We start from the raw sequence: 14,735 nt of genomic DNA on the forward strand, positions 1-14,735 counted from the left end.
TCATGCATGGTCGTCGCGCTGTGTCATCGGGCCCGCGACCGGCTCGTCGGTCTGCGGAGCGGTCTGCGGAGCGGGCTGTGAGGTGGGCTGCACGAGCGGCACGCTGTCACGCGACATCATCTGCGCCATGGCCACCACGATCTTGCGCGGCTCCTGATAGGGGTCACGCGCGTGGGCCACGAGCAGGTTGTCGAGCATGACCACGTCGCCGCGCTGCCAGTCGAAGCGGAACGCGCAGGCGTCGTACGCGCGACCGACCAGAGCCATCGTTTCGTCGTCGATCGGCGTGCCGTCGCCGTACAGCACATTGCGCGGCAGACGGTCCTCACCGGCGATGTCGAGCAAGTGTTGCCGCACGTCCGGCGCCAGGAAATACGGGTGATGCAGTTGCACCTGATTGAAGAACGCCATGTCGCCCGTTGCCGGATGCCGGATCACGCCGGGGCCGCGAGAGACAGTCTGCAAGGTATCGCCGAACCAGCGCACTTCCGTGCCCACCGCCCGGCAACGCGCCTCGACTTCCTCGCGGCTGTCGGTATGGAAGAACTGACGCCACGGCACGTCCAGCCCTTCGATGAACGTGCGCACGTAACACAGCCCCAGACGCGCGAAGCGATCCACGACCTCCGCGGGCAACCGGCGCAGCATCTCGCGGCCGTCGACGATCGGCGTTGCACCGCCGACCTGCGAAGGCAATTCGCAGAAGAACCACTGCTTGCGCGGCCATTGCTCCAGATGCGAGCTTTCGTTGTGGAAGAGGATCATTTCCTTTTCGGGATAGGGCGTCGAGCGGTACGTCCTCTCACCCTCCTCCTTCTTCGGCAGATCGCCGTAATCGCCGTAGAGCTCCGGCACGATTGCCTCGACGAAGCGCTCGAACTGACGCGGCCCCTCGATGGCGAAGCCGCGCAGCAACAGACCGCCGTGTCGGGCGAGCCAGACGTCGATCTGTTCGCGATGGCGTGCCGCCCAGACGAACGGGTCGAGATCGGCGTGCAACGGTTCGATCAACGCCGGGAAGCCCGTGCCCGCCTGCATCGGCGTGACGCGGACCTGAAAGTCCGGCGCGGCGGTAGTGCCGTCCGGACCACCCGCAGCGCCGGAGGCGGCACGCGCCGTGCGGCGTGCGCCGCCGAGGGCGCCCAGCTTGTCGAGTTTTTCCAGCTTCGCAGCGCGGGCAGCGTCTCGCGTGCGCGCGGCGTCGGACACCAGCGTGGTCTCGTTCGTCGGATTGTCGGGTTCCATGAGATAGGTCTCCAGAAGCTTGAGCCAGGTGGCAACGAAGCGTTCGATGCTTGCGTGCACGAACAGATCGGTGGCGAACACCCATTCGCCGGCAAAGCCGAGCGGGGTTTCATGCATGAACAGCGCCATGTCGAATTTCGACGACGCGGTAGGCTGGCCGATCGGGTCGATACGCAGACCGTCGATAGCGAGCGCGCCGCGCGGCGTGTTCTGCATGACGAAGAGGGTTTGCACCAGCGGACTACGGCCCGACTCGCGCGCCACGCCGCTGGCCTCGACGATGCGTTCGAACGGCAGCGCCTCGTGAGCGATGGCGCCGAGCATGGCGTCGTGCGTGCGGCGGGTGAGCGCCGCGAACGACGCGCCATTCGCCGCAAAGCGCGAGCGCACCGGCAGCACGTTGACGAAGAAGCCCAGCATCGATTCGAGCGCGACGTCGTTTCGCCCCGCCGAATCGACGCCCACCACCAGATCGTCCATGCCGGTCAGTCGATGCAGGAACGCCTGATAGCTCGCGAGCAGCACGCTCGACGCCGTCGTCCCGTGACGCTGCGCAAATGTGCGCAGCGGCGCGTCGAGATGCTTCGGCAGGGTGAACAGCACGCCCGCACCTGCGGTGGACGTCGTCTCAGGGCGTGCGTGATCGGTGTCCAGACGCAGCGCTGCCGGCGCATCGCGCAGTGCATCGCGCCAGTAGGTGCGCAACGCCCCGCCGGACGCCCCGTCCAGTGCCTTGCGCTGCCAGTCCGCGTAGTCCACGTACTCCACGCGATCTGTCTGCGGCGTCGCCGCCGCCGATATCGGTGCGAAAACAGGGGCATGTCCCGCCTTGAGTCCATCACGCACCGCCGCGTAAGCGGAGGCGAACTCGCTCACCAGCACGCTCATGGCCCAGCCGTCGGCAATGATGTGATGCACGGCGAACAGCACGACATGGTCGTCCGACGACAGGCGCAGCACGCGAATCCGGGCAAGCGGGCCGCTCGCCAGTCCAAAGCGATGCCGAGACTGCGCAGCGATGGCCTCGGCCACAGCGGCGTCCTGTGCCGATGCGGTTCGTCCTTCCAGATCGACGACATCGATGTCCGCCTCACCCTGCGACGCGATGCGTGCATACGGCACGCCGTCGTCGTCCGGATAGCAGGTGCGCAGCACCTCATGGCGAGCGACAAGCCACGCCATGGCGGCACGCGCGGTGTCGACATCGAACGCCCCCTGCACCCGCATGGCTGTTGCCAGCGTGTACGACGCGGCGTCATCCGGGCTGGCGAGCTTGTCGGCCAGCCACAGACGGTACTGCGTGGGCGACAGCGGCATGCGCGAGGTGCGTGGCACACGAACGAGCGTCGGAGCTTCAGCCGCGATACGCGGCGCCTGCGCCAACTGCTGCGCGAGCGCGCTGAGCGTCGGCGCGGTGAAGACGTCGCGCAGCGCCATCTCACGACCCAGCGTCGACTTCACACGCGAGACGAGCTGCAACGCCTTGAGCGAGTGACCGCCGAGCGCGAAGAAGTTGTCGTCGCGACCGACCGCCGGCACATCGAGCAGCGATTGCCACAGCGCCGCCAGCGCGATTTCCGTCTCGCCCACGGGCGCCGCGACGTGCGCCGCCTGAGATGCGTGTGTGGCATCAGCCGACGGCAGCACCAGCGCCCGGCGATCGACCTTGCCGCCCGGTGTCATAGGCAACGCATCGAGAACGACAAGCACCTCCGGCACCATGTAGGCCGGCAGCGTGGCGGCGAGAGCCGAGCGCAATGCAGATACGTCCAACGTTGCACCGGCCTCCGCCGTAACCCATGCCACGAGTCGCTTGTCTTCACCGACTGATGCCGCAAGCGCCGACGCCACCGCCTCGCGAACGCCCGCAAGCGCCAGCAAGGCGGCTTCCACTTCGCCGAGTTCGATACGCAGGCCGCGAATCTTGACCTGCTGGTCGATACGGCCCAGATAGTCGAGCTGACCGTCGGCACGCCAGCGCGCGAGGTCGCCCGTGCGATAGCAGCGGCCCCCGTCGGTACGCGACGGGTCCGGCACGAAGCGCTCAGCCGTCAACGCCGCACGGCCCAGATAACCGCGCGCCAGCAGATCTCCACCGATGACCAGTTCGCCGACAGCGCCCTGCGGCACGGCCGTCATGTCCGGTGCGACGACCTGCACGCTGCGCCCCGGCAACGGACGCCCGATCGGCACCGTGCCCGGGAACGTCGCGGCGGTCGCTTCCGGCACCGACGTTGCGTCGTAGACGGTTGCGGTAATGGTCGCCTCGGTCGGCCCATAGGTGTTGATCAGCGTGACCGGGGCGAGCGCCGGGCTTGCCTGCGTGCGACGCCAGCCCTGTGCGGACATCGCCTCACCGCCCGCGTGGAACTCCCGCAACGGTGCAAGCGAGGCGCCGCGCTCGGCAAGATCCTGCGTGAGCACGTGCCAGTAGGCCGTGGGCAAGTGCGCCACCGTCAGACCGTGGCGTGCCACCCGGGCAACGAATTCGTCCGTCGTCCAGAGATCGGGGCCCCGCATGACCACCGTCGCGCCCAGACACAGCGGCGGGAAAAGCTGCTCCACAAAGCCGTCGAAGTTCACGGTCGAGAATTGCAGCACGCGATCCGACGGCGTCAGACGCGCGTAGCGAATCGTCGCGTCGATATGGCCGGAAAGCGCGGCGTGCGCGATACCTACGCCCTTCGGCTGTCCGGTCGAACCCGACGTGTAGATCACGTACGCCAGGCGTTGCGGCAGGTCCGGCACCAACGGGGCGTCAGACGTCACAGCGCTTGCCGACGACTCAGCGATATCGACGTTCACCACCGCAACGCCCGGCAACTGCGACAGTGCCGGCAACTTGTCCGCGACGGCGGCGTCGGTCACCAGCAGACGAATGCCGCTGTCTTCGATCATGTACGTCAGGCGCGCCAGCGGGTAATCCGGGTCCAGCGGCACATACGCCGCACCGGCCTTGAGGATGGCCAGCATGGCGACGATCATGTCCAGCGAGCGGGTCATGGCGATGCCGACACACGTGTCGGGCTTCACGCCCGCCTGGCTCAGACGTTGCGCGAGACGGTTCGCCCTGGCGTCCAGCTCGGCATAGGTCAGGTGCGCGTCGTCGAGCACCAGCGCCAGCGCCGACGGCGTGCGCGCGGCCTGCGCCGCGATGGCGACGTGCACGGCCATCTGCGCAAATGCCCCCGAGGCCACGCTGTCGCCCTCGCCCCAGCGACGCAGGCGTTCGACTTCCGCGTCGTCGGCCAGCGTGATGTCCCCCACCGTCGCGCCCGTCGACGTGACAAACGCCGTCAGCACCGCGAGGTAATGCGTCATGAAGCGTGCAACGCTTGCCTCGTCGAACAACTCCCGTGCGTACTGGAAGCTGCCGTCGATGAGGCCATCCGGTGTGCTGCGCAAGTTCAGCGTCAGATCGAACTGTGCGGCCTGCTCGACCGCGTCGAAGCGCTCCGTGACCAGCCCCGGCAGCGATTGCAGCGCACGGCGGCTCTCCTGCTCGAAGTTGAACATCACCTGGAACAGCGGTGCGTGAACGAGGCTGCGCTCGGGTTGCAGCGCCTCGACCAGTACGTCGAAAGGCAGATCGCGATGCCGTTGCGCACCGCTCACGCGCTCACGCGCCTGCACCAGCAGCGCTTCGAGCGTCATGCGCGGGTCGATCTGCACGCCCAGCACCTGCGTGTTGACGAACAGACCGATGAGGCCCTGCACTTCGGCGTGTTCCCGATTCGCCACCGGCACCCCGACCCGAATCGCTTGCTGGCCGGTATAGCGATGCAGCATCGTCTGGAACGCCGCCAGTAGCACCGTGAACACGGTCGTCTCATGGCGACGCGCCAACGCGGCGACCTGCGCCGCGAGCGCCGGCGGCAATGCCACCGGCAGACGCGCCGCGCGATAGCGCCCGCTCGTGTTTCGCGGACGATCGGTCGGCAACGCCAGCACCTGCGCGCGGTCGTCGAGCGCTTCACGCCAGTAAGCCAGTTGGCGCTCGCGCTCGGTGTCGTTCAGCACGTCGCGCTGCCACGTCGCATAGTCGGCGTACTGCACCGGCAAGGCGCCCCACGCCGGGGCGTCGCCTGCGAGCGCGGCGGCATAGCCCGTCGTGAACTCGTCGAGCATGACGTCGACCGACCAGCCGTCCGAGACGATGTGATGCATCGCCACGACCAGCAGATGATCCTGCTCGTCGAGCGAGACCAGCGCGAGACGCAGCAACGGCCCCCGCGTGAGATCGAACGGCTGCGCCATGAACGCTGCCGCCCACTCGCGCGCCGCGTCCACGTCGAGCGTCGTGCGCTCGATCGTCACCGGCGCGGCCGCGTGCACGATCTGGAGCACATCGTCCCCCTCGCCCTGCGCGAACGTCGTTCGCAGGCTCTCGTGGCGAGCCACGATGGCGTCGAACGTCGTCTGGAGCGCCGCCATGTCGAGCGCGCCACGAATCCGGACCGTGTCGGCAATGTGATACGCGCTGCTTTGCGGATCGAGATGCCAGAGCACCCACATGCGACGTTGTCCATGCGACGCGGGAAGCGGGAGGGGCAACGACGAGCGGTCTGCGAGTGGCGCAAGTGGCCTGACCGGAGTCAGTGCGCCGCCCTGCATGCTCAAGACGGCCGTCGCCAGCGCCGCCACCGTCTGCGACTCGAACATCTGACGCGGGGAAAGCGAGATCCCGCGCCCTGCCGCACGTGCCACGATCTTGAGAATCTGAATCGAATCGCCGCCGATGGCGAAGAAGTTGTCGTGACGGCCTACGCGCAATGCGCTCGCGGTGTCGGCACGCCCTTCAGCGAGCACCTCCTGCCAGAGATCCGCCAACGTTTGTTCGAGCGCCGTTTGCGGCACTTCAAATGCCTGCGCTGCGAACGACGGCACCGGCAACCGATGACGGTCGAGCTTGCCGTTGGGCAACTGCGGCATCGTCTCGAGCACCATCAGGGCGGACGGCACCATATAGTCCGGGAGCGTCGTGCCCACTGCCAGACGCAGCGCCTCGGCGTCGAGCATCGGCTCCGTATCAGGGGCACGACCGGCCACCGGCGTGACATAGCCGATCAGACGTGTCGCACCGTCGACGTCGCGCGCTAGCACCACCGCCTGACCGACACCGGGCTGCGCGAGCAGCGCCGCCTCGATCTCGCCCGGCTCGATCCGGAACCCGCGAATCTTGATCTGATGATCGGTGCGTCCCAGGTATTCAAGCTGGCCGTCGGCGCGCCAGCGCACCCGGTCGCCGGTGCGATACAGCCGTGCACCGTGCTCACCGAACGGATCGGGCACGAAACGATCGGCCGTCAGATCCGGACGATTCAGGTAGCCACGCGCCAGCAGGTCGCCCCCGATCATCAGTTCGCCGATGGCGCCGGCCGGCACCAGTTGGAAATCGGCGTCAACCACATACAACGCGCGCTGGCCCAGCGGCACGCCGATCGGCACCAACGCGGGCAGCGAATCGATCTCGGCGGCAGACGCGTCGAACAGCGTCGCCGTCACCGCCGCTTCCGTGGGGCCATAGGTGTTGAGCAAACGCACGCCGCCGAACGCGCGGCTCGCGCGCCATTGCCGCAACGCCTCCAGCGGCATGGCCTCGCCCATCGCATGCACTTCGCGAAGCCCGGCAAACGCGTCGTCATCGCCCAGCTCCCGCGTGACCATCTGCCAGTAGGCCGTCGGCAGATCGGCCACGGTGATGCCGTGCTGCCGGACCTGCGCGCGGAACTCCGCAGCGCTCCATACGGAAGGCCCGCGCAGCACCACCGTCCCGCCCAGACAGAGCGAGGGCAGCAACTGCTCCACGAACGGATCGAAGTTGATCGTCGAGAATTGGAGCACGCGGTCCGCCGCCGTGATCCCGGCAAAACGCGCCGAGACGTCCACGTGACGCGCAAGCACGCCGTGCGAAATCGCCACGCCCTTCGGCTTGCCCGTCGATCCCGACGTGTGAATCACGTAGGCCAGTTGCGCCGGATGTGTGCGCACGTCCGGCGCGCTTGCCGCCACGCCGTCGCGCGCATCGAGATCCAGCGTGTCGACGCACAGCACCGGTAATGCGAGATCCGCAGGCAGCCGGTCGAGCACATCGGCATGCGCGAGAATTGCCGCGAGACGGCTGTCCGTGACGATGTCCGCCAGTCGCGACGCCGGATAGTCGGGGTCGAGCGGCACGTAGGCCGCCCCCGACTTGAACACCGCAAGGACCGCGACCACGAGGTCGAGCGAGCGACGCATGGCAATACCCACGCGCGCTTCGCCCCGGCCCTGATGCGCGGCGATCAGATGCTGCGCGAGACGGTTCGCTCTCGCGTCCAGCTCGCCGTACGTCAGACGCGCGTCGTCCAGAATGACGGCGACCGCGTGCGGCGTTGCCGCCGCCTGACGGGCAATCGTTTCATGCACCGGGGCCGCGTGCGTCTGGCCGTCATCGTTACGCCCCCAGCCGATCAGCGCGTCAAGACCCTGCGCATCGTGCAGCGCGATCTCGCCGATGGCGCAATCCGGGGTCTGGACAAAGCCGGATACCAGTCGCGCGTACTGGTCCGCCAGTCGCTGCGCGCTCGCCGCGTCGAACAGCTCACGCACGTAGTCGAGGTCGGCGTGGATCGCCCCTTCGGGCGACTCGCTGGTCGTGAGCGAGAGTTCGAACTGCGCCTCGCCCATGTCCAGCGCAAACGGCTCTACCCGCACGCCCGGCAGTTGCGCCAGTGCCCGCCGGTCGTCGCGTTCGTGATTGAACATGACCTGGAACAGCGGCGTGTGCGACAGACTGCGTTCCGGCTGAAGCGCGTCGACCAGCGCGTCGAACGGCAGATCCTGATGCAGGCGTGCCTGACGGGCGCGCTCGTCGATCTGCGCAATCAGTTCGGCTACCGTGACGCGCGGGCCGAGTTGCGCACGCAGCACCTGCGTATTGACGAACAGCCCGATCACGCCGGACATCTCGGTGCGCTCGCGATTGGCGACCGGCACACCGACGCGGATGTCGTCCTGCTGCGTATGGCGATGCAGCAACGCCTGGAACGCGGCGAGCAACACCACGTACGGCGTGGTGCCGAAGCGCCGGGCCAGTGCTCGCACCCCCGTCGATACGTCCGCAGGCAGTGCGAACGACACACGCGCCGCGTGATAGTCGCCAAGCGTGCGACGCGCGCGATCGGTCGGCAAATCGAGCACCGGCTGCGGCTTGCCGGGCGCAGCGTCGAGCGCATCGCGCCACCAGGCCAGTTGCGCCTCACGCGCGCCGTGGTCGAGCCAGCCGCGCTGCCAGACGGCATAGTCGGCGTACTGCACAGGCAACGGCCTCCAGTCGGGCGTCTCGCCCGCGAGGGCGGCACGATAGGCGTCGACGAACTCGCTCAGCAGGATGTCCATCGACCAGCCGTCGGACACGATGTGATGCATGCCTACGACGAGCACGTGCGCGTCTTGCGCCATGCTCACCACACCCACGCGAAGCAGCGGTCCATTGACGAGATCGAACGGCTCGCTCATCCATTGCAAGGCAAACGCACGAGCACTGGCTTCGTCGCCGGTGCGATGCTCGAAAGCGCACGCCAGCGTGTCGTGCACGACCTGCGTGGCTTCACCTCGCGGCGACATCGCGAACGTCGTCCGCAAGGCTTCATGCCGCTCGACGAGCGAACCAAACGCCTTGCGCGCCGCCTCGGCGTCGAACGCGCCGCGCATGAGCAATGCGCCGCCCACGTGATACGCCGTGCTTTGCGGCTGCAACTGCCAGAGGAACCACAGGCGCTGTTGCGCGTGTGACAGCGGCAGATGGCGACGATCCGTCAGACGAACGATCGGCGCAAGTGCGGCATCACCCGCTGACGTGCCGGATGCCTCGGACCCGTCCGTCGCATCGGCCGCAGCGGCCAGTGCCGCCAGCGTCGTGGCCTCGAAGCACTGGCGCGCCGTGAGGACGATCCCCGCCTGCGCGGCGCGTGCCGCGACCTTGAGCACCAGAATCGAATCGCCGCCGAGATCGAAGAAGTTGTCGTCGCGACCGACCGTCGGCACGCCAAGCAAGTCGGCCCAGATTTCGGCCAGCGCCAGCTCGGTCCGGCCCTGCGGTGCGGGTCCCCCCGCATGCTGCGCCTCGGGCGCAGGCAGCGCCGCGCGATCGAGCTTGCCGTTGGTGGTCAGCGGCAGCGTGGCGAGCACGCTCACGCTCGCTGGCACCATGTAGTCGGGCAGATGTTGCGCCAGCGCCGTGCGGACCGATGCCCCGTCGAGCGCCGACGCGCCGCACACGTAAGCGTGCAGACGTGCGTCCGCCGTGCCGCCCACGGCGATCACCGCCGCGTCGGTCACACCCGGCACGCGCAGCAGTTGTGCTTCGATCTCGCCAAGCTCGATGCGATAGCCGCGAATCTTGACCTGCTGGTCGATACGACCGAGGTAGACGAGTTCGCCGTCATCGGTCCAGCTCGCCAGATCGCCGGTGCGATAGAGGCGTTCACCGTCCTGTGAAAACGGATTCGGCACAAAGCGCTCGGCCGTGAGCGCTGCACGGCCCAGATAGCCGCGCGCCAGCCCTTCACCGCTGACATGCAGCTCGCCCGGCACGCCGACCGGCGCGAGTTCGCCCCACGCGTCGAGCACGTACAGCCCGAGGTCGTCGATCGGACGCCCCACAGGACTGCGTTCCGCCCCGATGTCCCGCGACGTAATCTCACGGGCCGTGACGTGCACCGTCGTCTCCGTGATGCCGTACATGTTGACCATGGCCGGACCGCGATCGCCGTAATGCGCGAACCACGGCGCGAGCGCGCGCACTTCCAGCGCCTCGCCCCCGAAGATGACCGTGCGCAGGCACAGGCCGTCCTCATACATGGACGGCACTTGCAGCAGTTGACGGAACGCCGACGGGGTCTGGTTCAGCACCGTCACACCGGTCTCGCGCAACAACGTCGCGAACTCGGCGGGCGAGCGTGAGACCGCGTGCGGCACGATGACCAGCGTGCCGCCGTAGCACAGCGCGCCGAAGATTTCCCACACCGAGAAGTCGAAGGCGAAGGAGTGGAACAGCGTCCAGACGTCCTGCTCGCCGAACCCGAAGCGCGCGTGCGTGCGATCAAGCAATCGCATGACGTTGGCATGCGTGAGTTGCGCCCCCTTCGGCTTGCCGGTCGAGCCCGACGTGTAGATCACGTAGGCAAGCTGCCGCGCATCGACCTTGATCGCCGGGGCTTCTGCCGCTTCCACGGTGTCCGTGTCGCCCAACTCGTGGTCGATGTCGACCACAGGCAAGCCGTCCGGCACCGGCAACAGCTCGCGATCGCCCGCGCGGGTCAGCAGGCAGCGCATGCCCGAGTCCGCCATCAGGTACGACAGCCGCTCGGCCGGATAGGCCGGATCGACCGGCACATAGGCCGCGCCGGCTTTAAGCGTTGCGAGCATGGCCACGATCATCTGCGGCGAGCGTGTCATGCCGATACCGACGCGCGACTCCGCGCCGATGCCCATGGCGAGCAGACGGTGCGCGAGGCGATTCGCCTGCACATCGAGCTCGCCGTAGGTGACGACCGTCTCGCCGTCGCGCAGCGCCGGGGCATGCGGTGCGCGACGCGCGTTCGCCGCGATACGTTCGTGCAGACACAACGCCTGCTGTGCCACCGGCGACGCGGCTTGCGACTGCGGCGCACCGAGCGCCGCGATCTGCATGGCCGTGTCGGCGTTCAGGCGCAGCGCATCGGCCGCCGCCTGCGAACCTTCGCCGGCCAGCGCGCGCAACGTGCGGGCAAAGCGTGTCGCGAGCGTGAGCAATTCCTCGCGCGAGAACGCCTGCGTGCGGTAGCTCCAGCGAATGCGCCACGCCGCGCCCGGCACGACTGTGACGGCGAGCGGGTAATGCGTCGATTCGTCAGTGCTCGCCCCCGAGAGCGTCAGACCGTGCGAAGACGCCTGCGCAAGCGCACCGTCGACCGGGAAGTTTTCGAAGACGAACAGCGTGTCAAACAGCGAACCGCTCAGCGGCGCCACGCGTTGAATGTCGTGCAGCGGCGTGTGTTCGAAGTCGGCCGCCTCGGCACGCCGTGCCTGCAAGTCACGCAGCCAGTCGCCCGCCGCGTCGCGAAGTGGGCGGTGACTCACGACCGGCACCGTGTTGATGAACAAACCGACGATGGTCTCGGCGCCGGGCAGCGACGCAGGACGCCCCGCCACGGTCGTGCCGAACGCCACGCTGGCATGCCCCGTCGCCTGATGCAGCATCAACGCCCACGCACCTTGCGCAAGCGTGTTGACGGTGATGTGTTCGCGTGCGGCGAACGCATTCAACCGGCTGACGGTGTCGGCATCGAGTTCCGAGACTTCCGTCGCGAAATCCTCGCGCGCCTGCGCACCGGGCAATTCACGAGGTGCGAGACGCGTCGCGCTGTCGAGGCCGCCGAGCGTCTTACGCCAGAACGCATTCGCGCCACCGGCATCGTCCTGGCGCTGTGCGACAAGCCAGGCGACATAGTCGCGGAACGTCGCTGACGAGGCCGTCTGAGCCGCTGCGGATTCGCCGCGATAGTGGCGCATGACGTCGCCGATCAGGCGCGACGTGCTCCAGCCGTCGAGCAGCAGATGGTGGCAGGTCCAGATCAGGTGGTACGTCGACGCGCCGGTGCGCACGAGGGCGACACGTTGCAGCGGCGGCGTGGCGAGATCGAACGGCTGCTCGCGCTGTGCGAGCGCCAGGGCATCCAGCGCGACCGCCAACGACGTCGTATGCTCACGCCAGTCGTGATGCAGGAATGGCACGGGCGCCTTGCGGGCCACCCATTGCAGCAGCGTGCTGCCCGTAGCCACGAAGCCCGTGCGCAGCATCTCGTGACGCGCGCATACGGCCTGCCACGACGCTTCGAAACGCGCCGGATCGAGTCCGTCGATATCGACACGCATCTGATTCAGGTACGCCCCACCCTGCCCGTCGACCATGGCGTGGAACAGCAGGCCCGCCTGCATCGGCGCCAACGGGTAAAGATCGTCGACGTCGCGCCACGGCAGGGGCAAGCTGGCGAGCGTTGCCTCGTCCAGTGCAGCCAGCGGGAAATCGTCTGCCGTCACGCCGGCGGCGTGCGCATCGAGACAATGCGCGACGACAGCCGACAGTTCGCGGTCGATGGCAGCGGCCAGCGCTTCGACGTCCGCCTTCGCCAGACGTCGCGCGCTGAACGACAAGGCCACGCTCAACGCGCCGTCCACGACCTTGGCGTCGATGCTGAGGTCATGCGTGAGCGGCGTATCGCCAGCGACGGTCTGCCCCAGCGGTTCCCCGGCTTGCTGCCAATCCTGCCCCAGCGCACCGTCAAAGCGCCCCAGATAGTTGAAGACGACGCTCGGCACCGGCACTTCGGCGAGCGCCTCGCGGGTCGCGTCGTCACCCAGCCAGCGCATCACACCGAAGCCCAGACCGCGTTGCGGCACCGCACGCAACGCCGACTTCGTGCGCAGAATGGCGTCGCGAAGCTCACCCTGCGCCTGAACGGCAAACGGGTACAGGCTCGTATGCCACCCGACCGTACGCGACAGATCGACGTCGTCGCTCCACGGCTCGCGTCCATGCCCTTCGAGTGCGATGACGTAGTTCGACGGATGCGTCGGCGATTGCGTCGACACCGTCGCCGGGGCATCCACCCACGAGTGCAGGGCACGCGCCACGGCAACGAGCAGCAGCTCGGCCGTCTGCGTGCGATAGGCCACGCCTGCGTCTTGCAGGAGGTGTCGCGTCACGTCCCGATCGAACTGGCGTTCGACCCGGGTCAGATCTGCCGCCAGCGCCACGGCGCTGTCGTTCGTCACCGGCAGATGCGTTGCACCGCGAATGCCCGTCCAGTAAGGCAGCTCGGCGCGTTGCGCCTCGCGCGATGCACCTTGCGCCAGATGCTCGGCCCACGTGCGATAGCTCGTGCCCACCGAGAGCAGCGCCGGTGCGCGCCCGGCGCGCCATGCGTCGTATGCCGCACGCAGGTCGCCAAGCAGGATGCGCCAGGACACCCCATCGACCGCCAGGTGATGCGCACTGAGCAGCAGGCGCTGGCTGGCGTCCGGCAGCGTGATGAGCACGGCGCGCAGGATGGGCCCGTGCGTGAGATGGAGGCTGGCGTGCGCTTCGTTGCCGACGGCTTCGATCTCGTCGGCGCTCGCGACCGTTCGCGTCCACAGCACCGCCTGCGCCGCTTCGCGGTCGAACGGCGCATACGACTGACGCCATCCGCCGGTCTGCGCGGCGTCGGGCGTGAGGTCAGACGTGAAGCGCAGACGCAGCGAAGCATGAAGCGCGATGACGCTCACCAACGCCTGACGCAGCGCCTGCGCGTCCAGCGGCTCGGCCGGCGTGAGCAGCAAGGCCTGATGCCAGTGATGCACGTTGGCCATGCCGGTAGCGAAGAACGCCCGCTGGATCGGCAACAGCGGCAGGTCGCCCGGCGCGTCGTCGGTCGTCACGCGTGCGGCGCCGGCCTCGGCGGGTGTCGTCACCGCGGCCAGCCCGGCGAGTGTCGGCGCCGAGAAGAGTTGCTTCGGCGACAACGACAGCCCCTTCTGACGGGCGCGCGCCACGACTTGCAGACTCAGGATCGAGTCGCCGCCCAGTGCAAAGAAGTTGTCGTGACGCCCCACTTGCGGCACGCCCAGCACCGTTTGCCACAAGTCGGCAAGCACGCGCTCGGTCTCGCCCTGCGGGGCTTCAAACGCCGTGACGGCGGCGCCGGGGTCCGGCAGCGCCACGCGATCGACCTTGCCGCCCGGGGTGAGCGGCAGGGCGTCGAGCACGACGACCGTCTCGGGCACCATGTAGTCGGGCAGCGCCTTCGCGAGCGTCTCACGCAGTCGGACGCCGTCCACGGCTTGCGACGGCTCACAGCCCACATAGGCAATCAGACGCGTGCGGGCGCCGTCCGTGCGCACGATCGCAGCGGCTTCCCGCACGCCTGCTTGCGCCGTCAGCGCGGCTTCGATTTCGCCCGGTTCGATCCGGTAGCCACGCAGTTTGATCTGATGGTCAATGCGACCGAGATAATCAAGCGCGCCATCGTCACGCCAGCGCACCAGATCGCCGGTGCGATACAGGCGCGCGCCATCACCGGCGAAGGCATCCGGCACAAAGCGTTCGGCGGTGAGTGCCGGGCGGTTCAGATACCCGCGCGCGAGCAGGTCGCCACCGATCAGGAGCTCACCCGGGGCACCGCGCGCCACGAGCGACAGATCCGGCGACACGACATACAACCGACGTCCCGGCAGCGCACGTCCGATGGGCACGAAGGCCGACAGCGACGGCAGCGCGTCGGCACCGATCTCCGCAGCATCGTAGACCGTCGCCGTAATGGTGGCCTCGGTCGGGCCGTAAGTGTTGATCAGCGTGACCGGCGCCAGCCCGGCGCTCTCGCGCGTGCGGCGCAATGCCTGCGCGGACATCGCTTCGCCGCCGGCGTGAAATTCACGCAGCGGCGCGAGGGATTCGGCGCTATCTGCCAGATCCTGCGTCAGCGCGT

The 14,735-nt window shown here is 68.1% G+C and carries 1 protein-coding gene (only partly in view); it reads right to left on the reverse strand.

The annotated features are described in order from the left end of the window. Positions 1 to 14,735: the 3' portion of a non-ribosomal peptide synthase/polyketide synthase gene (locus tag C5N93_RS13555; protein WP_242559660.1), read on the reverse strand. Its footprint extends 13,600 nt past the window's final position; the window shows 14,735 of its 28,335 coding nt (coding positions 13,601–28,335); its start codon lies beyond the right edge, outside the window; the stop codon is at positions 1 to 3.

Source organism: Pandoraea sp. LA3 (assembly GCF_022696215.1).
In the GTDB taxonomy this organism is placed as follows: domain Bacteria; phylum Pseudomonadota; class Gammaproteobacteria; order Burkholderiales; family Burkholderiaceae; genus Pandoraea; species Pandoraea capi.